The 26985-nt window shown below is 47.8% G+C and carries 23 protein-coding genes; 8 read left to right on the forward strand and 15 right to left on the reverse strand.

Annotated features, from left to right (window positions below):
- Both C7120_RS06685 and C7120_RS06690 read left to right on the forward strand, forming a co-directional pair.
- Complete coding sequence (locus C7120_RS06685; protein WP_107620883.1) at positions 1–1251, forward strand: site-specific integrase; 1251 nt, start codon at positions 1–3, stop codon at positions 1249–1251.
- On the forward strand, positions 1248–1652 hold the full coding sequence (locus C7120_RS06690; protein ID WP_060544097.1) for a hypothetical protein: 405 nt from the start codon (positions 1248–1250) through the stop codon (positions 1650–1652). Before C7120_RS06685 ends, C7120_RS06690 begins: the two co-directional genes overlap by 4 nt.
- A 123-nt stretch (positions 1653–1775) precedes the next feature.
- On the opposite strand, the gene C7120_RS06695 is transcribed toward C7120_RS06690, so the two are convergent.
- The 8 genes from C7120_RS06695 to C7120_RS06730 all read right to left on the reverse strand — a co-directional run bounded on the left by C7120_RS06695 (position 1776) and on the right by C7120_RS06730 (position 9085).
- Entirely contained in the window at positions 1776–2588 is an 813-nt protein-coding gene (locus tag C7120_RS06695; protein WP_107621422.1) for a class I SAM-dependent methyltransferase, read from the reverse strand.
- Positions 2589–2598: 10 nt separating this feature from the next.
- A complete protein-coding gene (locus C7120_RS06700) occupies positions 2599–3132 on the reverse strand; it encodes an HXXEE domain-containing protein (protein ID WP_107620884.1) in 534 nt (177 codons plus the stop codon).
- Between the two features lie 25 nt (positions 3133–3157).
- Positions 3158–3709, reverse strand: coding sequence for a GNAT family N-acetyltransferase (locus C7120_RS06705; protein ID WP_060544098.1), 552 nt, complete (start codon positions 3707–3709; stop codon positions 3158–3160).
- 180 nt (positions 3710–3889) lie between these two features.
- The gene (locus C7120_RS06710; RefSeq protein WP_107621423.1) at positions 3890–4411 is read right to left on the reverse strand and encodes an AAA family ATPase; all 522 of its coding nucleotides are present in this window, start codon (positions 4409–4411) and stop codon (positions 3890–3892) included.
- Positions 4412–4419: 8 nt separating this feature from the next.
- On the reverse strand, positions 4420–5034 hold the full coding sequence (locus C7120_RS06715) for a DNA alkylation repair protein (RefSeq protein ID WP_107620885.1): 615 nt from the start codon (positions 5032–5034) through the stop codon (positions 4420–4422).
- Positions 5035–8328, reverse strand: a complete 3294-nt coding sequence (locus C7120_RS06720; protein ID WP_025066563.1) for a DEAD/DEAH box helicase — start codon at positions 8326–8328, stop codon at positions 5035–5037.
- 173 nt (positions 8329–8501) lie between these two features.
- Complete coding sequence (locus tag C7120_RS06725; protein WP_107620886.1) at positions 8502–8798, reverse strand: helix-turn-helix domain-containing protein; 297 nt, start codon at positions 8796–8798, stop codon at positions 8502–8504.
- Positions 8795–9085: a helix-turn-helix domain-containing protein gene (locus C7120_RS06730; RefSeq protein WP_107621424.1), complete on the reverse strand. Its 291-nt coding sequence runs from the start codon at positions 9083–9085 to the stop codon at positions 8795–8797. Before C7120_RS06730 ends, C7120_RS06725 begins: the two co-directional genes overlap by 4 nt.
- A 767-nt stretch (positions 9086–9852) precedes the next feature.
- Here C7120_RS06730 and C7120_RS06740 point away from each other — a divergent pair.
- From C7120_RS06740 to C7120_RS06750, 3 genes are all read left to right on the forward strand, one after another.
- Positions 9853–10314 carry a DUF3408 domain-containing protein gene (locus C7120_RS06740; protein ID WP_025066566.1) on the forward strand — a complete coding sequence of 154 codons (462 nt, stop codon included), beginning with the start codon at positions 9853–9855 and terminating at the stop codon, positions 10312–10314.
- Between the two features lie 360 nt (positions 10315–10674).
- Complete coding sequence (locus C7120_RS06745; RefSeq protein WP_025065932.1) at positions 10675–11106, forward strand: hypothetical protein; 432 nt, start codon at positions 10675–10677, stop codon at positions 11104–11106.
- Positions 11090–12169 (forward strand): relaxase/mobilization nuclease domain-containing protein, encoded by a 1080-nt coding sequence (locus C7120_RS06750; RefSeq protein ID WP_107620887.1) that lies wholly within the window; start codon positions 11090–11092, stop codon positions 12167–12169. Before C7120_RS06745 ends, C7120_RS06750 begins: the two co-directional genes overlap by 17 nt.
- A 401-nt stretch (positions 12170–12570) precedes the next feature.
- Here C7120_RS06750 and C7120_RS06755 read toward each other — a convergent pair whose 3' ends face one another.
- From C7120_RS06755 to C7120_RS06785, 7 genes are all read right to left on the reverse strand, one after another.
- Positions 12571–14034: a RagB/SusD family nutrient uptake outer membrane protein gene (locus tag C7120_RS06755; RefSeq protein ID WP_107620888.1), complete on the reverse strand. Its 1464-nt coding sequence runs from the start codon at positions 14032–14034 to the stop codon at positions 12571–12573.
- 18 nt (positions 14035–14052) lie between these two features.
- Entirely contained in the window at positions 14053–17157 is a 3105-nt protein-coding gene (locus C7120_RS06760) for a TonB-dependent receptor (RefSeq protein ID WP_107620889.1), read from the reverse strand.
- Positions 17158–17576: 419 nt separating this feature from the next.
- Positions 17577–18497 carry a DNA/RNA non-specific endonuclease gene (locus tag C7120_RS06765; protein WP_107620890.1) on the reverse strand — a complete coding sequence of 307 codons (921 nt, stop codon included), beginning with the start codon at positions 18495–18497 and terminating at the stop codon, positions 17577–17579.
- 95 nt (positions 18498–18592) lie between these two features.
- Positions 18593–18844: a type B 50S ribosomal protein L31 gene (locus C7120_RS06770; RefSeq protein ID WP_107620891.1), complete on the reverse strand. Its 252-nt coding sequence runs from the start codon at positions 18842–18844 to the stop codon at positions 18593–18595.
- A 108-nt stretch (positions 18845–18952) separates the two neighbouring features.
- Positions 18953–20263: a hypothetical protein gene (locus tag C7120_RS06775; protein WP_107620892.1), complete on the reverse strand. Its 1311-nt coding sequence runs from the start codon at positions 20261–20263 to the stop codon at positions 18953–18955.
- Positions 20264–20305: 42 nt separating this feature from the next.
- Positions 20306–21541 carry a DUF5689 domain-containing protein gene (locus C7120_RS06780; RefSeq protein ID WP_107620893.1) on the reverse strand — a complete coding sequence of 412 codons (1236 nt, stop codon included), beginning with the start codon at positions 21539–21541 and terminating at the stop codon, positions 20306–20308.
- Between the two features lie 11 nt (positions 21542–21552).
- A complete protein-coding gene (locus C7120_RS06785) occupies positions 21553–24123 on the reverse strand; it encodes a TonB-dependent receptor (protein WP_107620894.1) in 2571 nt (856 codons plus the stop codon).
- A 146-nt stretch (positions 24124–24269) separates the two neighbouring features.
- On the opposite strand from C7120_RS06785, the gene C7120_RS06790 reads away from it, so the two are divergent.
- The 3 genes from C7120_RS06790 to udk all read left to right on the forward strand — a co-directional run bounded on the left by C7120_RS06790 (position 24270) and on the right by udk (position 26705).
- Complete coding sequence (locus C7120_RS06790; protein ID WP_107620895.1) at positions 24270–25319, forward strand: endonuclease/exonuclease/phosphatase family protein; 1050 nt, start codon at positions 24270–24272, stop codon at positions 25317–25319.
- 68 nt (positions 25320–25387) lie between these two features.
- Complete coding sequence (locus tag C7120_RS06795) at positions 25388–26038, forward strand: uracil-DNA glycosylase family protein (RefSeq protein WP_107621425.1); 651 nt, start codon at positions 25388–25390, stop codon at positions 26036–26038.
- A 40-nt stretch (positions 26039–26078) separates the two neighbouring features.
- Positions 26079–26705, forward strand: coding sequence for a uridine kinase (udk, locus tag C7120_RS06800; RefSeq protein ID WP_199220691.1), 627 nt, complete (start codon positions 26079–26081; stop codon positions 26703–26705).
- Positions 26706–26985: the final 280 nt, after the last annotated feature.

Raw genomic sequence — 26985 nt, forward strand, 5'->3', positions numbered from 1 at the left:
ATGAGAAGTACATTCAAGACACTATTCTATATCAACAAACAGAAGACAAAGGCAGACGGAAAGACCGCTATTCTCTGCCGTATCACCATAGACGGAAAGACTACCGCCATTACCACAGGCGAGGAATGCAGGTCCTCCGAGTGGAATAGCAAACAAGGATTGACAACTGATAAGAAAACCAATCAAAGAATCGGCGAGTTCAAAGAACTTGTAGAAAAGACCTATCAGGAGATACTGATAAATGGCGGAGTGGTAAGCGTGGAACTACTTAAAAACCGTTTGTTGGGAGTAGCCACCATACCGACAACACTTCTTGCCATGAGTAAAGCCGAACTACAATCCGTTAAAGAGTGCGTGGGCAAATCAAGGGCAGGGGGAACTTATCTGAACCTGTTCCATTCTGACAGAAATCTCCGTGAATTTGTCGAAAACAAAGGAGTGCAGGATATACCCATATCCACCATTATGGAAGACTTGTTTGAAGAATACCGTTTCTATCTGAAAAAACGAGGTTTGGCAACAGCAACCATGAATCGTTATCTTTGTTGGTTGAGTAGGCTGATGTATCGTGCGGTCAGCCAGAGACTCATTCGCTGTAATCCTTTTGAGAATGTTAAGTATGAGAAAACGGAACAGAAGATACGCTTTCTACAAAAGACTGATGTTGCCAAACTTATGGCTTTGAAAGTAAACGACAAGGAAGCAGAACAGGCAAGGCTGATGTTCATCTTCGCTTGCTTTACGGGTTTAGCTATTGCCGACATGGAATGCCTGCAATATGGACATATCCAAACGGCAGCGGACGGGCAGAAGTACATTAGAAAGAAACGGCAGAAGACAAAGGTGGAGTTTATCGTACCCCTGCACCCGATAGCGGAAGCCATCATCAAACATTACAAGGCTGAACAAGAGAAAAACGGAGGAGGGCAATCAGTGAAAGAAAAAGGTGAAACTGAAACAAGGACAGATAACCTTGTCTTTCCCCATGATTGCAGCCGAAGTGTAATGGCAGCCAAGTTAAGTATCGTGGGCAAAGCTTGTGGTATCAGAGAAAGGTTGTCCTACCACATGGCGAGACACACGTTCGGAACGATGAGTTTAAGTGCAGGAATACCCATCGAGAGTATTGCCAAAATGATGGGACACGCCTCTATATCCAGTACTCAAATCTACGCACAGGTGACAGACAATAAGATTTCGGAGGATATGGACAGACTGATAAGAAAATATCAAAAGGAGAAAGCAATATGAACATCAATCACCATCAAACAAAAAGAGACCGCAGCTATTTTGAATGGAGCGACAATATACAAATCGTTCGCAAGGGAAATGGCGATATAGCCATGACGGAGAGTGAACTCGTAGATTTCTTCGGTGTAACATGGAAGAAACTCAATTATCACCTGCAACTGCTTCTGAAAACATCTCATCTGCACCCTGACGAAAGGAATGCAGGTAAGGAAGAAGTTTTTGTGAACGGACGACTGCGAGGATATGCTCCGCTTTATCCGCTCACTATCATCATCGCTTTGTCTTATCAATTGGACAGCATGGAAGCACATTTGTTCAGGAACTACATCTGCCAAGAGTTACAACACCCAACACCTATGGTAGAACAGATATTTCTATACGGAGGTGGCAGTATCAATTGATATACAACTTTTCTCTTTCACTGATATTATCTTACTACATTACTACAAGGAGGGATAATGCGGTGAAAGGAAAAGCTTTGGTGTTGTAGTCAAAAAGTAGAAATTACTATTACTACGGACAGACTATATGCTACCATGTCTTTGCAGATGCTTCACGGCAATAACAGAAAACAGCATCGGTATTTCGCCATTCTTTCCTGCGATTTTAAACGTTCCGTTCTTTTCAACTGTCATATTCCCAAATAGGTTGAAAGGCGAGTAATCATACTCTCCGAAAGACTTTATTTGCAAACCATTACAGAGCAAACCATTCAGCACTACAGCCAGCCCATGATTCCACGTAACAGTCTTTTCCCGATTGTCATTTTCCGAATCAGTGTAGGTAGATTCTTCCACAATGTAAGGCTCTTTGCGTGAATAAGCATATCGGACTTGCGAGAATTCTTCATTAAACATCCACAAAATAGGATGGAATTCCACGATAACAAACTTTCCACCGTCTTTCAGCATTTGTGAAATTACTTGTCCCCATTGAATTAAGTCTGGCAACCAATTAACTACACCATAAGATGTGTATACAATATCGAACTTCTGCCCTTTCAACATGGTAGGCGCATCATAGATATTGCAGCAACAGAATTGTGCATTTAGCCCTAATTCCTCATTCAACGACTTTGCTGTTTGTATAGCCTCTTCCGAGAAATCCACACCAACGATATTAGCTCCCATCTTTGACAGGGAAAGCGTATCCATGCCGAAATGGCATTGAAGATGCAGAATAGACTTTCCTCGAACATCTCCTAATAGAGACAAATCCAAGTCGGGAACAGACTGTACCTCTCTTTTAAACTTGTCCAAGTTGTAAAATGAAGAATGCAAATGAATTTTTGTTCTTGCATTCCATGCTTCTTTGTTTATCTTATAATAATCTTCCATCATATATTTCTTATTTATTACCTTTCTCCCAACGTTGAAACCTATCCATAAAGAAGAATGCAGAAAACACACTTAGTATGGTAAGAACAATACCAATAACTACCCATAGAACCAGTTGTGGGAAAGATAAAACTGTTACTTTTAAGAATTCAGCAAAAGAATAGATGCAGTAAGGCAATGTAAGGAGGCTTGTAATGATAACGGGCACATACTTTCGATATACAATCCACTGCACAATATGCATTAACAGGTGAACGGAATATCCTGTCAATGCAGCAAACCACCATTGATATTGACCTGTCCAAACCGAGCAAAACGAAACAACAGAAATAAGTATGAACTCGTGAGCAGTACCAACGGCAAAGGTCGAAGTGGAATAATCGAAAGGTCCTTGTCGAGTAAAAAACGATTCGATTTTAGGAAATCGTTTTTTCAATTCTTCCCTATTTCTGTCAATCCAACGCCTAAACATAATAATTTCCTCGTAATCATGAACCATAAACACGAAAGGAAGAAGCATCATTATTAAGTTTATTCTTGTCATAATTTCTCTAGTTACTTATTTCAAACTACCGATTCAGTTTCTTCCAATCTTCTAAAGTGATTTTGGTAAAATGCTCTGTACGAACCTCATTTAACAGTGGAACAGGCTTATTATCTTCTGTATGGCTGTAAACGAATCCGCATTTCTCTTGTGCTCGTTTCGATTTCTCGTTGCCATCGTAGTACCCACACCAAACCGTAGTTTGCCGTAAGTTCTCAAAAGCATACCGAAGCAATTCGTTTACGGCTTCAGGAATCAAGCCTTGTCCCCAATAGGGCTCGCCAATCCAATAACCTATCTCACATTCGTTGTCCGCAATCTTTGCGCTGTGGATTTCGCTTCTTGCAGTCATTATTCCAACGCTGCCGACAGCTTCACCAGTTTCTTTCAACACAACTGCATAGGTTTCAGGAGCAGAGAGTACAGCCTTTATAATTTCACGACTGTTCTCTACACTTGTATGTGGTGGCCAACCAGCAATCGGACCAACGTTTGGATTCTGTGCATACTTGTATAATGCTTCAGCATCGCTTTCTTTCCATGCTCTCAATAGCAGGCGTTTTGTTTGTAGTTCCATACTTTTTTCTTATACTTTATCTGTTGTAATGTCTAAAGAAGTCAAACGTTCTATTTCTTGTGGCGATAGATAAAGTCCGAGCATTCGGTTTATTCTCTCATACACAAGTTTTGTATAACAGAGCTTTTTGTTGATGGTTGCTTTCAACGAACCGTCTATGCTTTCATATTCTTGACTATCTTATTTTTGCGAAAGACTATCAGCAACCTTTTCTTTTAGCTCGGCTTGGCATTGTTTAATAGTCTTTCCTGCCGTTTCAATGACGATACGGCTTTTGTGCCACTCGTGATATTCTCGGTTTTCGATGTCGTCCCATACAGGGAGATTCATATTTGCAACTTCTGTATTTCTCTGTTCTGCACGCTTTTTGTGTTCTGTCTTATCCGAACATATAACCTCAATATTTACAAAACGACAGTTGTTATTAACAGCAACCTCTTCCCATTCGCGCCTTGTCAGTTCAATAGGGTTACAACAATCAGCCACGACATTGTTGCCCGATTGCAGATTGTCGGTTGCCATACGATATGCCAATCGATAGCCTTCTCCCTCAACATTGATACGACATAAATCTTTCAGTCCTTGTTCTATAGTATCAATACGCAGATAAACAGCTCCAAACTCTTTTACTAAAAATCTTGCAAGTGTGGATTTGCCAACTGCTGGTAGTCCAGAGAAAATAAAAAGAATGGCTTTACTCATTGTAATATTCATTTTAGTAGCTTGGCCGCGAGTTTGTAAGTAAACGAAATTCGAGGATTGGATAAATCCCATCGCTCCACTTCCTGCCATACCAATTTTGCGTGCTTCTTGCTTATATCTCTTAAAGCATTTCCTACGGATTTCCGAAGATATTCGCTTTCATGTGCCTTATGCTTAGCAATGAGAGCAATAGCCACTGAAGGATTTTCTTTAAAGTATGGGCGACTTGTCCAAATTCTCAATCCCTCAGTCACAGCACGGATAACATTTGGATTATCGTCTGTTATCCATTCCTCTATGAGAGGTAAAGAAACTTCATACCCTCTGTGTCGGCAAACTTCATCGAAAGCCTTTGCAAGCATTTCCTGCACTCGCCAATTCTCATCAGTGCTTACTCGCTCTTTCAGAAAACGAAGTGCGTTATTATCTTCTGTTGCCAATCTGCCCAATATCGTTGTTGCCAACATTCGGGCTTGATAGGCTTCGTGCTTTAACAATTCAAGTGCAAATTCAAAGCACTGTTCTTTTGAGTATGTAGAAAGGATTTCGTCGGCTCCATCAATGATGTGCTGAAAACCATGCTCTATTTGCAGTATCTTGTTCAATATATTATCGACTTCCATTTATTTGTTAATGATTATATAAAATTCATTCCCCGTTCTCTTTAACAACAAGTCCGTTGCGCCAAGTAGTGACAATGAACCAGGGCTGTTGACTAATTTATTCTTTTCTATTCCTGGTTGAACTACATATATATGGAATTCAATATCGCAATAACTTGATGATAGCATATTTTGGATTATCAGTAATTCATTATCACCACCTTTTTCAAAGCGTGAAGGTCCTCCTTGCGTAAGTCGAGTGCTATTTCTACGGTTCATATGCTTTAATAACTCTATAGCATTATGCCTCCAATGATAGCTTCTTTGTGCTTGCCCACATACTTCATATAAATCTTTCAACCGCCCTCCAGGTTTCTTGTTGGAAGAAAATTTACAATGATATAATTCAAATATAAGTTTGTTATGTTCTGACTGATATCCTTTTATTGCGATGATATCGCTTGCCTCATTTGCATCGTCATCGTCAAAAATAATATCATACTCCGGTTCTTTCTTCAATAGCTCAAGTATTCTATACTGTATTGAATCTTCCTGTTTCGTTTTTTTCTGCGATTCTTTAGTAATATCGACGCCGTCCCAATTATACACCAATATCTTTTTCGTATCGAAAATAGGGGACTTATAGTTGAACAAGAAAAATAAATCATTGTACATTTTTGAATTGTCTTGAAACCATATGATAGGGGGATACTCAAAGAATAAATCTATAATGTCTTTACTTTCTTTTCTTTGACTTACAATAATTGGATTTCCTTTTATGAGGCTATATTTATATCCTCGACCATTCTTATCTTCATCTAATTCCAACTTATATGAAGATATACTATTTCCCGTGATAATATCAAAATCAATAGTATTGGAGGTATAGGCTACTAACTCGATGTTATGGTCTATTAGCAAGTTGGAGTCATCAATCGCTGATAGAGGGTCATAGTAAAACTTCTCATTCCATTTGATTGATATTGGAACTTTTCCCGAGGGAAAAGTTGATATTCTTTCGGGCTTTTGAATAAAATCAAAAATATTTTTTGTATCAATCCTTTCATCTAGCAATTTACTTCCTATCTTATCACACCATTCACAATAATCCGGTATAGATTTAACCAACTTTGTCCATACACGCCCCTTATTAGAACATCCAATAGTTATTTTTTCTCCGTCTTCATATCCTGTTCCAAATAAATTTGAACTATGCATTCCTTTGTCTATCTCGCTTAATCCTTTGACAATTCCATTTCCTGCATACATTGTAAAACTAATAGGTCCATCCAAGTGTGATTTTAATCCAAGATTAAACAACTCCAACTGAAAAACATTATGCAAGACCCTGTATATATCACTTTCATTGTATAAAGAAATATTTTTACCAACTAATGCTTCTGCAAGTTTATCATGAGTAGACCCATTATTTGAACTGTTGATATATAAAAGTTTCTGCTCTGGGTTCAAATATGCAATATACAAGTCGTATTCCGTATTAATCAGGTCGTCGATTTTTCCCCAAGCAACTTTTTCCGTGTTACGTGCAATGATTACTTGCAAATTCTTTTTAGTATGTTCAACAGCAACAGTTTCATATTTTTTATTTTTGAAATAATCAATATACTTTTCAGGACGCCAAAAGACATTGCTATCATAAAGTTTAAATACCACAGTGCTCATAGCTGGCATAATGTTCCGCAGAGGTATTTTGTGTGGTATCGGTACGTCCGAAAAGTTCTTAAAGAAACTTTCTTCCTTAACAATGCTCCCGATAATATCTTCATTTGATTGGCTTATGATTTTATCCCAATCCGAATCTTTACGATATAGTTCATTTAACACACCTTTAAATCTATTGTCAACGATATTAGCAATAACAGTCGCTGTTCCAAGATTACTTCCTGTTGTCCGTGTAAACCTCCCAATGAACTGGAAGGATGTTGTTATATTTTTGTGCATTTCGTGCATTGCACAAATTTTTAATTGGGGAAGGTCGAATCCTTCTCCAAGCATATCTACACAAACAATAATTCGGTGTCGTTTTTCTTTAATTCCTTCAAGTATTTCTCGCTGTGATACTTTTGATATTCCACTATGAATTAAGACTGGAGAATACTTTGAATGTTTTTTATATATCTGTTCGTAAATTTCTTCTGCTTTTTTTCTCTCATCAACACGAGCCATTAAAATATGGTCATATCCGGCTTCAAGATCTCTTTTTAGTGTGTCAATAGCCTTTTCTGCAATCTTTTCATCGGCCGTTGCGGGATTAAAATCTACGATAGGGATAAATGTGATTTTTTCATAATACTTGTCTCTTTGTGCCAAAGACAGAGGATAGTTATATATGATTTCTCCTTCAATACGACCACCATCATTTCTGAATGGGGTTGCTGTGAATAGCAATACAGGTTTTTCTGCGACTTCAAATTTTAACTTTATTTCTTTCCAAGTTTTTGCTGCGATATGATGTGCCTCATCTACAATCAAATTATTACATTGCTGAACTATCAGATTAAAAATATTACTTTTCCCTGTTTTGAGGAGGTTTGTCAGAATTTGAGGTGTGGAAACAATTACATTGGCATCTAATATCTTCTTTGCATCCTCTACTGTTTCAATGGTCGTTTTAAGTACAGAAACCTTTGGATAAAGGACTGAATTTGCAACAATTTCAAATGGTTCAGTTTTAAGAATACCCAGTTCAATAAATTTATTGGAGATTTGTGTTCGTAATGAATCTGTCGGGACGATAACTAATGTTTTTTCATTTTGATTTGCTATTGATAGACAGAGCATCGTTTCTGTTTTTCCAGTCCCAGTCGGCATTACAACCAAAGCTGATTTGTTTGAAATACTCCAGTGTGCTAAAATTGAATGTAATGCACCGATTTGAGGCGGGCGCAGTCCATATTGTACAATGGTTCCAGATTCGTTTTGTTTTTCCTGTTTGTATTGAAATCCATTATACCAAGAAGAAACAATTTTTGAAACAGATGGATGTTTCCCGACAAGCAGTTTTTTCTTACAACTTTGGATTGCTTCTAAAGTTAGTTCTTGTTCCTTCTCCAATTGAAGATAAAATACTGCATTATAGCTCTCGGTAGGATATTTATCTTTATTTTTCGACAGAAAATAGACAAATCCATGTATGGTATGAAACTCATAGCCTGAAAAGGCATTACCCTCATACTTTTTAAGAATACCTTTCTCTTTCCCAATATAATAGGTCTTTTTATTTTTTCCTATAAAAATGGGTATTTTGACGGAAAAATCAACTGCCACTTGTTCGTCTGGAAATAAATTACACATAACGACTTACTTTAGAAACCATTTATTCTACAAATATAAGGATTTTATAATTAATAAAGCAATTGTTCGTATTCTATTTAATAGTGTCATTCCAACTTTATATTTTTAAGTCCAATAACAAATGCAATAGTTGTTTATCTCCTTGGAAAATCGTTGTACCCTTCGATAGTTCTCTAAATACCCTTATAATTCTTCTCCAGCATCCTTTCCAAGTCCGAAGCCTTGTAGAGTATCTTCCCTGCAAATTGCGTGTAGGGGATGATTTTTCTGTCGCGGTAGTTCTGCAAGGTACGGGGACTGATATACAGCCGCTCGCACACTTCCTTGCCCGTGAGGAAAAGTTCGCCAGCAAAGAGTGGCTTGTGTGTCTGTGCCACTTCCATGATCCGTTTCCCCACACCTCTCAATGCCGAGACGACCAGCTGCATCTCGTCCGTCTCCATGTTCAAATCTCTTGCAGTTTCCATCATATTTGTCTGTTTTTAGAGTTATTTGTCTTTGAAAGTAGCAAACTTTCCACATTCTCGCGCTTGTAATAGCACTTGTGCCCGATTTGCGTAAACGGCAGCACACCCGTATCGCGATAATGCTGCAAGGTGCGCTTGCTGATGTTCAACAGCCGGCACACATCTCCGTTGTGCAGCCAGTCCGTGTGCTTACTCTTCTCTCCGAATGCCTTGTGACAGCATTCCGCAAGGCTCAAGATTTCATCCCGAAGCTTTGCCCAATTGGTTTCCGTAATGACATAATAATTCATAATCATATTGTGTTATTGTTTGTTATTTCAAATTTTTCCTGTTTCCATCGGCAAAGATAATGGCGTGCGTGCACCTCTCAAAGCAGCGGAGAACAGCAGGGAAGTGTCGGGAAGAATAAGGAAAAGGGCAATCTGCCTCATCGGTTCGCATTTGCGTTTTCCTGCCCGTCTTCTTTTTTCGATGCAAAATTAATATCGGATATTTCTCATTCTATCGCTTTTCATTCAAGTGGCAGCTTGTGGCGCTATGACAAGGACAAAAGAGACAGATTGATGTTCTTGTCACTGCACAAATGAGGTTAATAAGGTAATCAAAGCAAAAGAGTGTATCTGAAAGCAAACAACGATAATCATATTTCTGCTAACCTTTCTTTCCTGTCATCCGTTTTTTGCTTAATGAGACAATAAATGCTCTTCTTGCCTGCCCGTTTCCCTAAGAATTTTACAGCAGACAGGCGCAACATTATGCAAAAAGACTCTGAATGCTTGGAAGTTACGCATTCTCACCCTAACTTCACTCTTGGAAACCAATTCAAGGGAATAATGAAAAAGAACGCAAATACAGGCAAGCATAAGCAACGGGGAAAGCTTCCCATCTCCATTCCTTCAAACTTGTAGTAGCCAAATGTAGTAAAATGTGTAGTATTGCCCTACACTATCAAGCATTACTGATTATCAATTACTTATCACAGAATAGTATGTAGTAAGAAGAAGGATGAAAAAGTTTGGAAACGGTAAAACAAGTAAACTTAAAATAAGATAGGGTGATGAAAAAGGAAAGAAGAAATATGGAAGAAATAGATCGTTTCATAGGAGAAACTCTTGGTATAAGCCAAGCTGAAAGTTCAAGTGAACAAACTGTCGCTGAATTCCGGGAAAAGGGAATGAAAACTATTCATGAGCAAAAACGACAAGAGGTAGAACATGCCATAGAGCATGCCAGGCCATCCGAGCCTGTACTGCATACAGAGCATGCAACTATTCAACGACGCATCAGTGCCAAGATGAGAAAAGAGACACTAGACGCATACAAGCAGGCGTTCCTCGTTCCGACAAAGCTATATGAGAGAAAGGCGGTTTACCTGAGCAGGGATACACAGGAACGTGCGGACTTCATTGTTCGCAGGTTGGGTGATAGGGGCAGCAACCTCTCAAGCTTCGTGGAAAATATCATCCGCACACATTTGGACGAATACGGTGAAGACATAGAGAAATGGAGAAGACTATAAGCCGTAAGAAAAGGGTAGACGGTTTTCAGAAAAAGGGACGCCCCTTTCACTCAAAACCCTCGACACTTTTCAGAGAGTAAGGCAACGAACTTTTGCTAAAAACACTGAATGGTGGGAACGCTACGAACGCAGTTAGATACTGAATGCACGGCATTCGCTTTTAATAACCAAAACGCTTTATGCGTAAACGTTTCGTTAGCTGACATTGCAAGACGTCAGTTTGTACCCACAAACTGCTCTTGCTCCCCTCGTCCATCTGTCGGGGAGGTTAGACCGTAATCACTCCGTTCTCATCGGTCAGTATTCAGGAATTAAGAAGCAACGAATCATCTACAATGATTAACTTTCAAAAAAACTTATATGAGCAGATATAATAGAAAGACTACCAAGTGGCAGCAACGAGGTAAGGAAGAAGTGAGGATGAACAAGACGGAGTTCATCAAGATAAGATGTACAAGAGAGGAGAAGCAGCGTATTAGGTCAAAGGCGGAAAGCACGGGACGGAAGTTCTCGGAATACTGCCGTGAAATGATCCTTAATGGCGAAGTGGTAGCTGTTCCTAAGATGACAGACTATGAGAGGGAAGCCATTGCCATACTCCAGCATACGGGAAAGTTCTATGGGCAGATTTCCAACCTCATCAAAGTGAAAGATGAGAGATGGGTACATATCACACATAACCTTTCCTTATGTGCCAAAGAGGCATTTAAGCGATTTTACGACCCTCATTTTCGTATGGACGATGAGATATATAAGGTCTTAAATATGACAAGAGATGATAGGAAAGTGTAAGGCGATAGCGCACGGCAGCACGGCTTTAGACTATATTTTCAGAGAGGGCAAGCTCGGTAGTCGGCTTGCCTTCCATAATCTTTGCAGCAGAGAGCCGAAGGATATCTACGAAGAAATGAAGATGGTCAGCGATTACAGCACACGATGCAGGAATAGGTTCCTCCGCATTGAAATCGGTATCGCACCACAAGACGAGAAGGAACTGCCCGTATCTGAACTTATGAGGATAGCCCATCTGTTTGCCAAACAAATGGGACTTGACAACCACCAATGGGTAGCGGTAACGCACAAGGATACCGATAACAGACACATCCATATCATTGTCAACCGCATCAGCCTGTATGGAGACGTCTATGATACTACCTTTGTGAGCAACAGGGCAGCAAGAGTGGCGGAGGAAATAAGCCGCTCGAAAGGTTTGACCATTGCAAAGGAAGTAAAGGCTGAAAGGATGTATCAAAAAGCAAAATCCAATCCGACGAGAGAGCAAACAAAGAAAGAATTACAGCAAATCTGTTATGCCTTGTTGGACAAAAATAAAGGCGGTGGCATATCAGGGCACTCCATGTTTCTCTACGAATTGAATAAGAACAACATTACCATAGAGCGCATGAAGAATAAGCAGGGCAAAGTATATGGTTTGAAGTTCTCCTACTGTGGCCAGACATTCAAGGCTTCCGAAATCGGCAGAGAGTTCGGATACCTCTCTTTGCAAAAGAACTTTGAGATAGCCAATAAAGCCGAAACAAAGGAGACGATAACAAAAGCTCACACAATAGCAGACAAGACTACAAAGAATAAAGTTCAATCAGACACAGGCTATCAACTTGTTCCTCCCAGTCGTTCATACATACCGCCTACAAAAACAAACGAAAGTTCATCTATTGCACAAGCCGTAGGAAATGTAGCAAGCACCGCCTTGAATGCTGCCAAAGAAATGATTTTGGGAGCAGGTGGACTTATTAATCCACAGACACACGGTGATGATTATGCAGAGATGGCTTGGCAACGAAAACTCAGAAACCAAGCCAAGAAAAAGAAGAAAAGAGGAAGAGGTATATAACAGCTAGCTCTTCTCTATTTTAATCACCAAAAAGCTCAATAATGACGCGAATGAACGAAATTCTTATCAAAAACGCTTGTTATTCAAAGCAAATGATTACCTTTGCAAATAGAATAACAAGCGTTCTTTGTTGATGCAGAAACATGCGACAGAAAGCACTTCGCTCGTTTCCAAATCGTTACCTGTTTAGTTTGTGTCAAAAGGTAACTTCTTATTTCTCAATTAGATACGTTTTAGAAATCATCTTTAGGCGTAATGCCGTTACAAGCCGTTTGTAAGAATGCGCAAGGCGGCTCCCGTGAAAATCGGGAGTCGCCTTGGGGATGCGGAAAGGTCGTTCCGAAGCCTGCTACAGGCTGCCCGCGGAAGCCGTGGGGGCGAGCCTTCCATGCGTGGAGAGCCTACTCCACATCATACTGCGGATTCTGCTTGATGTTCGGGTTGGCGTCGCGCTCGGCCTTCGGGATGGGCAGCACGCACTTGTACATGTCCCAATTGAAGTTCATGTACTTCTCGTTCATGGTGAGATGCTTTACCTTGCTGATGGCGCTCACGGTTACTTTCTCGCGGTGCACGAAGCCTCCGTCTCGGAGGGCGTCGAACATGCGGTGGCCTTCGCCTACGAGTTCCTTGCGCCGCTCGGTCATCACCTGATCGAGAGTAACGGTGGTTCCCTCGACGGTCTTAGCCGGATTGGCGCGCTTCACGATGGCGTCGAGATACTTGACGGCCTTCCCGTTGTCGCCCGTCTTTACCGCGGCCTCGGCCGCGTTGAGGTAGGTCTCCGAGAGTCTGACGAGGAAGATGTTGGCATCCTTGATGTTTTCTCCCTCTTGGGGCTGGTATTTATTGATGTAGCCACGCTTTCCGGATATGGAGATGAGCCGGTTCCGCACATCGTTCTTGTCGGCGGTGAGCAGCTTGTAGAAGCTTCCCGTGAGCACGATGTCGGAATATCCGCTGCCATTGTGCAGGTAGCCCAGCGACTCTTTGCCGGGGCTGTCGTCGGTGATATTGATGATTTCAAACAGCACCTCGCCCCGTTTCGTCGGGCTCACATTGTCGGCCCATGCCAGCGGATACAGCTCGTTGGTCCAGAGGGCGTAGCTGTCGGCCTCGGCTCCCTCGATGGCTTCTTCGGCCGCGGCCAGTGCCAGCGCGTCGTCGCCGTGGTAGAGATAGACGCGGCTTAGGAGCGTGAGCACGGCCCATCGGCTGATGTGGCCTTTCTTATAGCTGAGGCCCTCCTTGTTGTTCATGAGCCTTGCCGCCTCTGTCAGGTCGCTGATGACTTGCTTATAGCATTCCGCCACGGTGTTGCGGTCAGGCTTGGCTTCCTTGTCGAGCACCTTGGTGACGATGGGTACGCCCAGCGAGGCGCCGTTGTCTTTCTTGTAAGGATAGCCGTAGAAGCGTGTGAGGTCGAAGAGGAACATCCCGCGCAGGGCCAGGGCCTCGCCTTTGTAGGCGTCGCGCAGGTCGGTCGCGGTGGTATTGATATTGTCAATCTTGTCAAGCGCGAGGTTGCAGGTGGCAATCAGGCCATAGGGATACGACCAGAAGGTGGTCGGCGAGTTGTCTTTCGTGAAGTTGAAGAGATAGTAGTTGCCGGTGCGCTTCGTGGCGCTGACGGCCTGCATGTCGTCTCCGGTGGCGTCGCCGTAGTAGACGAGGCGGCCCGAATAGGCATAAGCGTTCTGCATGACATGGTATACACCGTTCAGGGTGAATTTCACATCGCTAAGTTCCTGTATGGTCTTGTCGGTGGACATGGAGGTCGAGGGCTCCAGGTTGAGCCAGTCGTTGCCGCAGGAACTCATAGTGAACAGCAAGGCTCCGAGAGCCATATATTGATGAATTTTCATTGTCTGGTAATTTAAGGGTTAGAAGTTGACATTTAATCCGAAGGTAATCGTCTTCAGCGGCGGAGTTCCCCAGCCGGCCGTTCCGCCGCTTACGGCTTCCGGATCGTAATAGTCGTAGCGTGCCCAGGTGAGCAGGTTGTTGCCCGCCACATAGAGGCGGACATGGTTGATGCCCAGCGGTTTTGTCCAGGCCTTCGGCATGGTGAAGCCGAAAGTGAGGTTCTTGAGGCGGATGAAGTCGGTGCTGTGCACCCTCCGGGTGTTGGAGAACTTGCCCATGGACACCTCGGGAGCCTCTATGAACCGTTCGTATTGTGAGATGTCGCCCGGCTGCTTCCAGTTGTTGAGATAGTAAGTGGGGATATTGGCCTCGAGATCTTTTCCTCCGTGCTCCACTTTCTGCGCCCAGGTGTCGTAGGAATAGCCGCCGAACTGATAAGTGATCATGAAGTTAAGGTCGAACCACTTATAGGAAAGCGTATTCGAGAGGCCTCCGGTGACGGTGGGCTCCGCGTGCTTATAGGCGATGTTATTGGCCTCTGCGGGGTTCTCGGTGATGTTTTTCACGAGGTTTCCGTCGGCGTCCTTCGTGTTGGTATAGAACTGTGGCGCGCCCGTATCGGGGTTGATGCCGGCAAATTCGATAAGGTAGAAGGTCCTGTAGGATTCTCCCACGCGGTGGATAAATGTTCCGCTGATGATCTCCTGCTGCTTGCCGTCGAGGATGACAATCTTGTTCTGGTTGTGGGCAAGCGTGAAGTTGGTGTTCCAGCTGAAGTCCTTGGTGGAGATGTTGTTGGACCTGATTTCCAGTTCCACTCCCTGGTTTCTCACCTTTCCGATGTTGAGCAGATAGCTGCCGAAGCCCGTCGTCCAAGAGATGGGGTAGTCCATGAGCAGGTTCTTGGTAGTGCGGGTGTAGTATTCAAGCGTTACATTGAGGCGGTTCCACAGCCCGAAGTCCACTCCGAGATTGAAGTTGTAGTTGGTTTCCCATGACAGTTTGTCGTTGGCAATCTGCGAGAGGTTGTAGGCGGGGTCGGTGTTGTAGTCGCCGGAGAGGGAGGTGAGCGCCATGTATCCGAAATAGTCGGAGGGCAGGGTGCCGTTGACGCCGTAGGAGGCGCGGAGCTTCAGGTCGGTAAGCCATCCCTGGCTGGGTTTCATGAAGTCCTCCTCGATGATGCGCCATGCGCCGGAAGCCGACCAGAAGGTGCCCCATCGGTTGGCGGACGCCAGCCGGGAGCTGCCGTCGACGCGGAGGCTGCCACCCAGATAGTATCTGTTCTTGTAGTCGTAGTTCAGTCGGCCGATGTAAGAGACCATGCGGGTGCGGGTGTCGGAACCGTATGCTCCGATGACCTTGGCACCGTTGCTCAGGGCATCCTTGTTGGGATTTACGAAGTTATGCTTGGTTCCGCCCACATGGTCTCGCCGCTGATCGTCCACCTCATAGCCCAGCAAGGCGTCGAGGTGATGGTTTTCCGCGAGGGTGGTCTTATAGCTCAGCTGGTTGGCCCACACCAGTTTCTTGCGCTCATACATCATGACGGTCTTGCCTCCGTTGATGTCGTCGCCGTTGGAAGTCCTCGGGTCGTCCCACTCCTTGCCCTTGGTGGTGGTGTAGTCGTAGCTCAATGTGCTGCGGAATTTCAGGTCTTTGATGAACTCGTATTCGCCGTAGACGGTGTTGAAATGGCGCGTGATGTACTCCCGCTTGTAGTCGTACATCATGGAGAGGGCGGGGTTTCGGTCTTCGTTTCTGATGAAACTGCGGTTCCAGCTGCCGTCCTCGTTATAGACGGCATCGGAGGGAACCACGCAGTTGCGTGAGGCATAGAAGGGCGCGGTATAGCTGGTGCCCTCGCTGTAGACCTCTTGGTTGACGCTTGCGAAGAGCGACTTGACGCCGAGCGTGAACTTCTTGGTGGCCTTGTATTCGGCGTTGACGCGGCCGCTGATGCGTTCCAGGCCTGAATTCCGTGCTATACCCTGCTGCTTGAGGTAGGAGAGGGAGGTGTAGTAGGTAAACCTGTTGGTTCCGCCCGACACTGAAGCCTCGTAGCTCTGGTGGCTGCCTTTTTTGAAGAGGATGCGGTCCCAGTCTACATATCCGCACCAGGGCACGGGGGCATAGTTGTCTATTTCGCTGTCGGCATAGCTCACGGCATCGGCTTCACTTTTCCCGTCGCGCAGGGCACCGGCCTTCAAGGCGTTGTAGATGTATTCCCGCCGCTGCTCTCCATTCATCACGGGACGGTAGTCCATGGCAAAGTCGCTGCTTCCCCAGTCGGCTTTCAGGTTGACGACGGGCTTGCCTTCACGGCCTTTCTTGGTGGTGATGAGCACCACGCCGTTGGCAGCCCGCGAGCCATAGAGCGAGGCGGCTGCGGCGTCCTTGATGACGGTGATGCTCTCGATGTCGGTATTGCTGAGGGTGCTCATCAGGTCGAAGCCGCCCTTGGAGTCGTTGGCCGAGACATTACCCGACATGACCGGCACGCCGTCGATGACATAGAGCGGGGAGTTGGAGGCGTTGAAGGAGCCCATTCCGCGGATGTTGAGGGCTACCGACGATCCCGGCTGGCCGGAGGCGGAGCTCATCTGCACGCCCGACGCGGCACCCTGCAGCAAGTCTTTGAAGGTGGCGGTAGGGACATCCTCCAGCTTCTCGGTCTTGAGAGTGGAGGCTGATCCGGCATAGGCCGACTTCTTGAAAGTGCCATAACCCGTAACGATGACTTCCTCCAAGGTCTGGTCGTCGGGATGCAGGGATATGTTGACGGTGCGTCCGGCGCTGACCCTGACTTCCTTCGTGCTGTATCCGACATAGGACACCACGAGCGTCGCGCTCTTCTCGCCGGCCGGCAGCGTGAAGCGGCCGTCGGTGTCCGTAACGGTTCTCGACGAGGTGCCTTTCACCTGGATGGTAACTCCGATGAGAGGATCGTTCTTCTCGTCTACGACGACTCCACTAAAAGAGTCTTGTTGCTGCTGGATGCTGCCCGCCTTCGCCGTGCTCTCGGCCGCGACCGCAGCCGGACAATAGCAGGAAAGCGTGCAAGCGGTCATCAGCATCTTCAGATAAACGGGCATATGCTGCCATTTTCCTAACTGCTTCATAGTCTTGCTTTTTTCAGGTTTTTAGTATGTTAATGACATTGTGGTTTTTGCCATCTGTTAACAGGGGTGTTCTCATTTTATTAAGCAAAGATAGTGGAATTTAACATATTATTATCATAACCGGTCTTAAAAAACATTAATTTCCTGATGTGGGAATGCGGTTTGGTGGGTGGAGAATTGGGGGTGAAGGCCTGCCGGCGGGTAAGGGCTTGTGTCGCCGCAAGTAGATTCTAAGGTTCCGAGGGGGTGGGAAGCGGCGATGCGCCGAAGGCTTTCCGCGCGGTTACCAGCCGCTGCCGATCCTCTTACCAATAGCTTGTAATGCCGTTACCAATGGCTGGTAACGGCATTACAAGTTGTTTGTAACATGACGGGGAGCGGTCCGGCGCGCCGCCGAAGAAGGAGTCTGCCTGTTCGGCTTACTTGAATCCCCAGGCTGCGAGGATGTTGTCCTTGGGCAGGTTTTCCACATGGTTCTCCGTGTCGTCGGGCAGATTGCAGAAGAAGTCGATGCCCGTCTTCTGCTGAAGCTCGGCGATGGAGACCACATAGTCTTTCAGATTGACTGACGAGAGGATGGCATTGTTGTGCTCGGCCCAGAATCCGAGCGCCTTATATCCCGTTGAATTCTTGATGAGTAGGGCCATGAAGAAATACTTGGGGACGATGAGCTGGTTCTTGATGCGCATGAGGATGTTGTCGCGGCCGTCGATGGTGCCGCCCTTGCAGACATACATCGTGTCGGTGGCGGCCAGCTGGCCTGTCCACGAGCGAACCATGTTCTCCATCTTCACCCATACGCCGGTGTAGTTTTTCCCCGCATTGAAGTTGTAGTATTGGGGCTGCATGTTGGAGTAGTAGAAGGTTTGTATGTTGGCATCCTTTGAATACTGACGGTCGGCCGAGGGGCAGATGTGCCCTCGGGTGAAGCCCGATCCACTGTACATATAGTTCGTGTCGGGGAAGCGGGCGTAGCTGGGCAGGTCGGGATCCTCCGTGAATGTGCCGTAGTAGCCCGCGCTGCCGGTGTAGCCCTTGTGCATCTGGTAGCAGGTCCAGCGTTGCGACTTCAGCTGGGTGTCCCACTCTACGGCGTAGTTCACACCGTCGGGGTCGTAGCCGTCGTTGGTCTTATGGACAAGGACGATGCTGTTGTCGTCCTTGAGGCGGGGAAACTCCAGTCGGACCACCTCCTTGCGGCTGGTCTTGGGATTGTTGGCGTTGGCATTCGTCGTGGCCGCAGGGACTCCGGTGCCTCCTCCGGGGGAGTCGTTGCTCCCGCAAGAAGCGAGAGCGAGGATGGCGGCTGATGCCAGGAGCAGATGAAGTTTTCTCTTCATAGGGCTTGTATTAAATTAATAAATGCGACTTAGCGTATATGCAACTACGCTAAACCGCACCCAAAATTTTATGAATATATTCGAAAAGAGATATATTACTTCTTCAACTTACCGTAACGGTTCATGAAGCGGTCTACGCGACCTGCCGTGTCGACGAGCTTGCTCTTTCCGGTATAGAACGGATGAGAGGTGTTGGAGATCTCGACTTTTACCACTGGGTAAGTTTCGCCTTCAAACTCTACTGTCTCTGTAGCTTTGCATGTAGACTTTGTAAGGAACATATCGCCGTTGGACATATCCTTGAATACGACGGGGCGATAGTTTTCAGGATGAATACCTTTTTTCATTTTTCTATTTATATATTAATAATGTGAGATGCTGATGTCGTATCAGACAGGGTGCAAAATTACGAATTATTTTGCACCCTGCCAAATGTTTTAGGATTTATTTTCTATTTATTCGCCATAGGTGATGGTGATGGTCTGCGCGCGGAGCTGTACCCCACCGGTGCTTTCGGTATGCTCGTTGATGTAGGTAGCCTTCGTCCCATTGAACGATACTGTTTGCGTGGGGTTACCGGTGTAGTTGGTCCCTTTGAAGGAGTCGCAGGTTATCACAATCTTAGCTATCTTCGACTTGCAGGCGAAGTCGATGGTGTTCTTGGCATACATGCGCACTCCCTTCGTGGCACTGTAGAACTTGGGCGCCGAGGAGCTTTCTCCTTTGCCGAAGGTGATGGTAGAACCGTCGGAGAGGGTTACGCTCGTTACTTCCTGCTTGTCGGTGAAGTTCTGCGCGTTGAGGTCGATGGTAACCGTTGTTGATCCGGCCGTAACATCAGGATTGGTAACCGTAACGGTAGTGCCGCTGACGGTCGGAGTAACTCCCGTTCCGCCGCCGGACCCGCCTCCTTCCTCGATGCTGACGATTTTGTTTCCATATTGGAATTGAGGAGTGTTTCCTTTGTAGTTGACCAAGGTTCCCGTGATGGTTACTTTCTGTCCCACCTTCAGGTTATTCTCGGAAGTGAACTTGGCTCCGTCTTTTCCGAGGCCGCCATAGATGTAGAACTGCGTGGTTTGCTGGCCGTCGTCGGAGATATAATAGTTGATCTGGCCTCTTGCCGCGTCAAATTTGACAATCTTGGAAATGATGCCTGTGGCGTAGACATTCTCAACCTTGTCGTTTTCGCTCAGCGTTTTAGCCTTTGCGATGGCGCCGGCCACATTGTAGGGAGAGGCCTGCGTGCCTTCGCCCTTGGGCGTTTCGCCGCCAGAGGTCTCAAACCAAGTCCCGTTCTGATAGACAATCTTGCTGCCGGCGGAGAATTCATAGGTGCCGTTGAAGTTCACGAGATTGCCCGCGACGATAACCTCGTCGCCCACATGAATCTGCTCCTCGGAAGTAAACTTATCGCCGTTCTTATAGAAGCCGCGGTAGACTTCAAACTGATTGGCAGTTGTCTTGTCATCAGATATGTAATAGGTGGCGTTGCCATATTGCTTAGTATCGATGGAGTTAATGAGAGAGATGAAGCCTTTCACATAGACCGTGGCTTTCTCGTCGCCACCGTTGGCGATATAGTTGTTTGCCGCCGAGATGTTGAATGGGTCGTCCTTTGTGCCAGTACCGGTAGGGGGGGTGATGGTGGGTTCTTCCACCTCGTTGTAGTTCGGCATGTTGTATGGCATGGGCACATCGTCGCAACTCGTGAGAGTTACGGCTGTGATAGCTAAGGCTATCATGGAATAAAATATTCGTTTCATACTATTTGTTGTTTTTGTTTTCGATTATATGGTGGTATACGATTACTTGATAGAGATGATATAGTTGCCCTGATCAAACTCAATCGTGCCGTTATGTTCTTTTAGGGTTCCCATTACGGTTACGGTCTGCCCGACCTTGATCTGGTCGGCAGCCGTGAACTTCGCGTTGTTAAGATACTTGCCGCGCCATACTTCAATCATGGTTCCGGCCGTGGTCTTGCCGTCGTCGGATATCCAATACTGGGCATTGCCGTAGGAAGTGCTCACTTCGTCTATCTGGGCGATGATACCCTTTACATAGATGTTGCCGCTCAGGGTGCCGGCCTTGAAGGCTGCCAGTGCTTCCGTTACGCTGAATGGGTCGCTGGCATCTTGGCCTTTCTGCGGGGTTGCGTCTACGGCGTCGCCGGCTCTGCGCATCAGGATCTGCCAAGTGCTGTTCTTTCCGAGCGAGTAATGTGAGAATACGCCGGTGATGGCGAGCTTGGTGGTCGGGAGCGGATTGCTGGCAAAGTCGGCAAAGGTGCTTGTGCGGACCACGATATCCGTGCTGGGATATTCCTTGAATTCGCGGTGGACGCAGCCGCCAAACTGGGGCTCTATCTTATTGTTTGGAGCATAGGTGTTGGATCCGTCGGCGTCCTTGAAGCTCACGCTGTTGATGGTCATCAGCATCCCTGTCTTTTCCTTGATATACTTGGCGTTGGTCATGCTGTCGGTCTTGAACACCTGGACAAGCTTCTTGAGGTTAGCCTCGCTGGCTTCGCCGATCTTCGTGAAGTGTGAAGCCCACTGGTAACGGTCCATACGCCCGATGGAGTGGTTGCCGTAGTTGCTGGAAGAGCTGTTGGTGTTTGTGTAGACGCCGCCGATTTCCGCCATGCCGCCATAGCCGCCGATGTAGAGATCTTTCAGGTTGAGGAGAATCTGTTGCCCGAGTCCCACCTCGCCTGAGAGGCCACCCTTGGCTACGGAGAGGATGATGGCACCGGTCTCGTCTTGAAGCGAAATCTGCTGATAAAGGTTTCCCTCAATATCGTTTCCGGTAACATAGCCCTTGATCTGGATGTTTTCCTTAATCTGCTGATAGCTGTTCGTGCTGATGGGTATGGCGTATTTATCCTTTACTTGCTTGATGGTCTTCAAGTTAAGTTCTTCGATATCCGCAATGGAGCCTTCGCCCGGGTTGGGCTCTGCGTAGTCTTTTCCCATACAGGAAGCCAAAAGGATGCCGCCAACCAGCAGTATGATGAATTCAATAAATCTAATCTGTTTCATGTTCGTGAGGTTTAGAATCTGTATGACATCTGGAACATACCGTTGGTACCGAAAATATAGTACTTCTTCGGGTTCTTAGAGAACTTGTAAATGCGAGAGCTGTTGATGGTGCCGTCATCCTTGACGGTATAGTCGCTGCGGCTCTGCTCGTATCCGCCCGTTACGAGGGTCTGGTTGTTGAGGATGTTGGTAACCATGAGGTTGAAGCTCAGCTGTCCTTTCTTCAGTCTCAGGGTCTTGCCGATGCTGCCGTCGATCATCCATCCGCCGTGCCCCTTGGCCTGTGCGGGGATGACATAGTTGCCGTCGTTATCCACATTGCCCGTTGTCTTGAGCGTGCTCTCGTAGCGCATGCTGGGCGAGTAGGAGAGATAGATGCGATCGTAATAGTTGGCATTCAGGTCTATGAACCACCCTCCCTGATGGAAGCCTAAGCCCAGGCCTGCCGCCGTGAGCGGTGTCCCCGCCTCGCGCATTCCCCTGTTCAAGACTTTCTCTGGACGGCCGTTGTTGGCTTCGTTATAGGTTGCCTTGGTCGAGCTCATGTACCATACATTGGCGTTGTTGATGTTCTTGGCCTCGCTGATGGTTCCTATCGCGTTGAAGTCGAGGAAAGAGGCAACCTTGATTTTCAGGCCAAGCTCCGCGCCATAGTATTCCTTGCGGAGGCCTGTCATTGATACATATGAGAAAGAGTTGATGTCGTCGAAGTAGAAGTTCTGCCACTCCGTTACATGACCGAGGCGACTGTAGTAACCGCTGAGGTTGGCATGCAGCCATGCGTTTTGGAACTGATAGCCGAATTCACTGCTGAAGACATGCTCCTGTTTGAGGTTCAAGACATAGTCGTTGTTCATCTCCGGCGACACGAAAGCAGTCGCAGCTTCCGGCGCTCTCCATTCGAAGCCTGCCCCGAGGAGGAAGGTGTGCCCTCGCCCGGCGTTGAAGGTGATGCCGCCCTTGGCTCCGCTTTCTCCGAATCTGGCATGACCGCTCTTGCCGAAGGAGTTGTTTGCAAACATTCCGTTGCGCATGTGGCCTCGGCGCACCATGTCTGTGCCGCCGATCTTTCCGGCAATCATCAGGTGCCAGCGCCCGGTGTTGACGGCATAATTAGACCAGAGATAGCCCTTCTGCACGCGGAGCGTATAGTCATACCCGAACTTGTCGCCCTCGTAGACGAGGCGGCCGAGCCGGTTCGGGCTCATGGTGTTGAGGTCGTACTGCACCTCGTCGCTCATGCTGGAATAGGTGCCCACGGCATAGGAGTTGACATTATGGTACGACATTCCCCCGAGCAGGTCTTCCATTGTCTGATAGTGGCGGCCTATGTTCTGCCCTACGATGAATCCAATGTTCCATGTCTTGTTCTTTTCCGGGCGCTTCGTGAGCGTGGAAGCCAGATTGAACATCAGGTTGTCGTTGTGCTTGGCCTGGACGAAGTAGAGGGCGTCGCTGCCCTGTGCGGCGGCCGTCTTGTTGGCTGCGTAGAGATAATTCCAGTTAATCTGGCGGTTGGCCTTGCTGGCCTGCCACCATGCCACCGAGCGCCGATACTGCGCGTAGGAATACTGGTTGTTGCCGATGTTGCTGCCCCACACATCGATGTAGGAGCTTGGCAGGTTTCTCCAGTAGTCAGGCTGCGGGTTTTCCGAGCCGTTGTAGTTCAGCTTCGTGCTCTTATACATGCTGTATTTGCCGAATGCGGTGGTAGTCAGCTTCGTGTTGTCATTGATGTCCCAGTCCCATGTGAGAAGGGCGGAGGGGGCGAAGTCGTTCACGATGCGTGAGTTCCGGCGGTGCCCGTTCTGATAGCCCCAATAGGGGTTATACTGATAGTCGTTGGCCAGCCAGTAGGCTTCGTCTGTGGACGCTCCCTGTGTAGAGCGTTCCGTGGGGTTGCCCCATGTGGCAAACGAGAGGCTGTGTCCTGCGTCCCACTTCTTCTGGGCGCCGAAGTAATAGGAGAAGGAGTTGTAGAATGTTCCCTCTACATATCCCCTGTTGGCCCAGCGATAGGTGATGCCGGCCGCGATGGCCCATCCTTTCTTGTTGAATCCCGACGCGTAGGTGTACATGCCGCGCAGCGTGTAGTTGCGATTGGCACCGGCCACGGATATATAGTTTCCTGCCTGCATGCTTCCCGCGCGGAAGTCATAGTTGTTGCTTCCGGCCATTCCCGCCATGGAGAAATGGTTGCTTTCGAAGGGAAGGGCGAAGTCCACATTGCGGGTGAAGCGGTTCAGCCCGCCTATATTGGAGTAACGGAACTGTCCGGATTCCATGTCGTTCATGGGGGCTCCATTGATGTAAACATCATTGAATTTCTGGTTGAAGGCACGGTAGCGGAAGCGTGTCGGCGAGAACCGGAATCCCACTTCCGACGCGTAGGCGTTGGTGTTAGAGTTCAATATGGTAACATTCTGCGACATGTTATCGTCTTCCCCCAACTGTGCCTCGGTGAAGGTGAAAGCCGACTCGTCCATCGTCTTGGCCGTATTTTGCTCCGTGTGGGTGTTCTGAGCAAGGGCCAAGGGAGTGTAACATAGGGCTATCACCGCTAATTTTAGCTTGTTCTGCATAGTTGAATTAAATTAATTATTGTATATTTATGTTGCAAATGTACATTTTATTTTTGATACAAAAAAGTATTTTTGATTAAAATTCAGCGGAAACAAGGTTTGTTTCGAAAATTATTGCGATATTTGCAGAAAATTAAATTCATATTATGAAAAAGAGTCTATTATTGCTGCTGGCGCTGCTGGCACTATTCTCTCGCCCGGTTTCCGCCCAGAAGAAGTTCTCGGTATATGCCGTAGGTTTCTATAATCAGGAAAACCTTTTCGATACTTGTCATGACAAGGGAAAGAACGACTATGAGTTCCTGCCCACGGGAAGCTATAAGTGGGACGGGCTCAAGTATACCCATAAGCTGCGCAACATGGCGCGCGTGCTCTCGGAGATGGGCACGGATGTGCTGCCCAATGTGGGCTGCGCGTTCATCGGGCTGAGCGAGGTGGAGAACGCACGTGCGCTCAACGACCTGATCAGCCAGGAGCCCCTGAAGGCCCGCGGCATGCAGTTCTGCCACATCGAGGGGCCCGACCGGCGCGGCGTCGACTGCGCGCTGCTCTACAATCCCGCGCTCTTCACGCCCGAGGATGTAAAACTTTACCCCTATGTTCAGGAACTGGAAAAAGACAGCGCGTACTTTACCCGCGGCTTCCTCACCGTCAAGGGCAAGCTGGGCGGCGACGATGTGGCCGTCATCGTGTGCCACTGGCCGAGCCGTTTCAGCACGGGCTTCTATCGGGAGTCGGCTGCCCGTCAGGTCAAGGTCATCAAGGACAACCTCCTGAGAGAGGATCCCGACCGGAAAATCCTCGTGATGGGCGATATGAACGACGACCCCACGAACAAGAGCATGCATGAGTATCTCGGCGCAAAGGCCGAGATCAGCGAGGTGGGCCCCGACGACATGTATAACCCCTGGTACAACATCCTGGCAAAGGAGGGCAAGGGAACCTTGATGTACGGCGGCTCCTGGAACCTCTTCGACCAGATTGTGCTGTCTCCCAACCTGCTCAACCGGAAAGGCGAGAAAGACTTCTCGAGCCTGAAATTCTGGAAAAACCACATCTTCCTGCGCGACTATCTGCTGCATGCCGAGGGCAAGTATAAGGGCTCGCCCAAGCGTACGACGGCCGGCGGCGTGTGGCTCGACGGCTATTCCGACCACCTTCCGGTAGTGGTCTATTTAGTGAAGGAACAGAAGTAGCCATTCCCCATTGCTCTCCCCGTGGGAGGGCTTAAGGGAGTCCAGGCGCATCCATGGCATTGAGCGATATGAAACCGGAAACAAAACCCCTTTCCGTGCCGGAGGCGGCAGGAGTGTCCGCCCCCGCCATAGAGACTCATCCTTTCGAGCCTTTCCTGCCCCGCGACGCCAAGTTGCTGATGCTCGGCACCTTTCCGCCGGCTCCCAGGCGGTGGAGCATGTCGTGGTATTACCCGAACTTCATCAACGACATGTGGCGTATTTTCGGCCATGTGTTCTTCGGCGACAGACTCCACTTCGTAGACGAGGCGAACAAAACCTTCCGGCTCGACGACCTGAAGGCTTTCCTGGCACAGAAGGGCGTGGCCCTCTCCGACACCGCCCTGCGCATCCGGCGCACCAAGGGCACCGCCTCCGACAAAGACCTCGAGATCGTGGAGCCCGCCGACCTCGACGCCATGCTCCGTGCCCTGCCCGGGTGCAGGGCCGTGCTCACGGCGGGACAGCTGGCCACGAGGGTGTTCACGGAGCACTTTGCCATCGATGTGAAACATCTGGCCATGGGCGGTTTCGCGGAGTTCGGCTTCGAGGGGCGCCGTCTCCGCCTCTATCGCATGCCCAGCAGCTCGCGCGCCTATCCGATGGCGCTGGAGCGCAAGGCCGCGTATTATCAGAAAATGTTTAATGAAATAGGCCTGCTGGATGCCGCCTCGGAATGAGCGGCCGGCAGGACCGATAAGCACAATAGCTATGAACGCCATAAACGACAATATCACCATCATCGGCATCGCGGGGGGTACGGGAAGCGGAAAGACCACCGTGGTGAGGAAAATCGTCGAGGCCCTGCCGCCCCATTATGTGGCGGTGGTGCCCCTCGACTCCTATTACAACGACACGACGGGCATGACCGACGAGGAGCGGAAGGCCATCAACTTCGACCATCCCGACGCCTTCGACTGGAAACTGCTCATCAGGGATGTCAACGAGCTGCGGCAGGGATACGCCATAGAGCAGCCCACTTACTCCTACATCCTGAGCAACCGCCTGCCCGAGACCGTGCATGTGGAGCCGAAGCCCGTCATCATCATCGAGGGCATCATGACGCTTATCAACAAGCGGCTGCGTGAGATGATGGACCTGAAGATATTCGTGGACTGCGACTCCGACGAGCGGCTCATCCGCAACATACAGCGCGACACCATCGACCGGGGACGCACGGTGTCGATGGTAGTAGACCGTTACCTGAAGGTGCTGAAGCCCATGCACGAGCAGTTCATCGAGCCCACCAAGCGCTACGCCGACCTCATCATCCCCCAGGGAGGAGAGAACGCGAAGGGAATAGCCATCCTCTGCAAGTATATCGAGGGTCTTGTGCCCCTGGAATAGCGGCAAGGTTACGATTTGTAACCCGTTGGCGGGACGGGCGCTCATGATGATGCGGTTTCTCGCTGGAAAACTGCATAATATTCGTTTTCGGGCTTTCTTTTTGCCGTCAGCGGCCTCCGGGAGGGCAGGAAGCCGTTAAAAGGAGGGTCGGAGACGGCCTTTAGCAGTCCTTTTGGCCGTTGCCCGTGGGGAGGTTTGCCGTCTTTTGCCGGGCTGGAGACCCCAAAAGTGGCATTAACGAGAATTTTCGAAAAACCGGTATCGCCGCAGATGCCCCTTA

Origin of the sequence: Prevotella sp. oral taxon 376, assembly GCF_003043945.1 — a bacterium.
Taxonomy (GTDB): domain Bacteria; phylum Bacteroidota; class Bacteroidia; order Bacteroidales; family Bacteroidaceae; genus Prevotella.

Excerpts from the sequence above, each read along its gene's own strand:
- C7120_RS06775 (WP_107620892.1), bottom strand. The coding sequence starts at position 20,263 with ATGAAACGAATATTTTATTCCATGATAGCCTTAGCTATCACAGCCGTA.
- C7120_RS06720 (WP_025066563.1), bottom strand. The coding sequence starts at position 8,328 with ATGTGTAATTTATTTCCAGACGAACAAGTGGCAGTTGATTTTTCCGTC.
- C7120_RS06745 (WP_025065932.1), top strand. The coding sequence starts at position 10,675 with ATGAGCAGATATAATAGAAAGACTACCAAGTGGCAGCAACGAGGTAAG.
- C7120_RS06780 (WP_107620893.1), bottom strand. The coding sequence starts at position 21,541 with ATGAAACAGATTAGATTTATTGAATTCATCATACTGCTGGTTGGCGGC.
- C7120_RS06685 (WP_107620883.1), top strand. The coding sequence starts at position 1 with ATGAGAAGTACATTCAAGACACTATTCTATATCAACAAACAGAAGACA.
- C7120_RS06795 (WP_107621425.1), top strand. The coding sequence starts at position 25,388 with ATGAAACCGGAAACAAAACCCCTTTCCGTGCCGGAGGCGGCAGGAGTG.
- C7120_RS06755 (WP_107620888.1), bottom strand. The coding sequence starts at position 14,034 with ATGAAAATTCATCAATATATGGCTCTCGGAGCCTTGCTGTTCACTATG.
- C7120_RS06750 (WP_107620887.1), top strand. The coding sequence starts at position 11,090 with ATGATAGGAAAGTGTAAGGCGATAGCGCACGGCAGCACGGCTTTAGAC.
- C7120_RS06700 (WP_107620884.1), bottom strand. The coding sequence starts at position 3,132 with ATGACAAGAATAAACTTAATAATGATGCTTCTTCCTTTCGTGTTTATG.
- C7120_RS06760 (WP_107620889.1), bottom strand. The coding sequence starts at position 17,157 with ATGAAGCAGTTAGGAAAATGGCAGCATATGCCCGTTTATCTGAAGATG.
- C7120_RS06770 (WP_107620891.1), bottom strand. The coding sequence starts at position 18,844 with ATGAAAAAAGGTATTCATCCTGAAAACTATCGCCCCGTCGTATTCAAG.
- C7120_RS06740 (WP_025066566.1), top strand. The coding sequence starts at position 9,853 with ATGAAAAAGGAAAGAAGAAATATGGAAGAAATAGATCGTTTCATAGGA.
- C7120_RS06785 (WP_107620894.1), bottom strand. The coding sequence starts at position 24,123 with ATGCAGAACAAGCTAAAATTAGCGGTGATAGCCCTATGTTACACTCCC.
- C7120_RS06730 (WP_107621424.1), bottom strand. The coding sequence starts at position 9,085 with ATGAATTATTATGTCATTACGGAAACCAATTGGGCAAAGCTTCGGGAT.
- C7120_RS06695 (WP_107621422.1), bottom strand. The coding sequence starts at position 2,588 with ATGGAAGATTATTATAAGATAAACAAAGAAGCATGGAATGCAAGAACA.
- C7120_RS06765 (WP_107620890.1), bottom strand. The coding sequence starts at position 18,497 with ATGAAGAGAAAACTTCATCTGCTCCTGGCATCAGCCGCCATCCTCGCT.
- C7120_RS06725 (WP_107620886.1), bottom strand. The coding sequence starts at position 8,798 with ATGATGGAAACTGCAAGAGATTTGAACATGGAGACGGACGAGATGCAG.
- C7120_RS06690 (WP_060544097.1), top strand. The coding sequence starts at position 1,248 with ATGAACATCAATCACCATCAAACAAAAAGAGACCGCAGCTATTTTGAA.
- C7120_RS06710 (WP_107621423.1), bottom strand. The coding sequence starts at position 4,411 with ATGAGTAAAGCCATTCTTTTTATTTTCTCTGGACTACCAGCAGTTGGC.
- C7120_RS06715 (WP_107620885.1), bottom strand. The coding sequence starts at position 5,034 with ATGGAAGTCGATAATATATTGAACAAGATACTGCAAATAGAGCATGGT.
- C7120_RS06705 (WP_060544098.1), bottom strand. The coding sequence starts at position 3,709 with ATGGAACTACAAACAAAACGCCTGCTATTGAGAGCATGGAAAGAAAGC.
- C7120_RS06790 (WP_107620895.1), top strand. The coding sequence starts at position 24,270 with ATGAAAAAGAGTCTATTATTGCTGCTGGCGCTGCTGGCACTATTCTCT.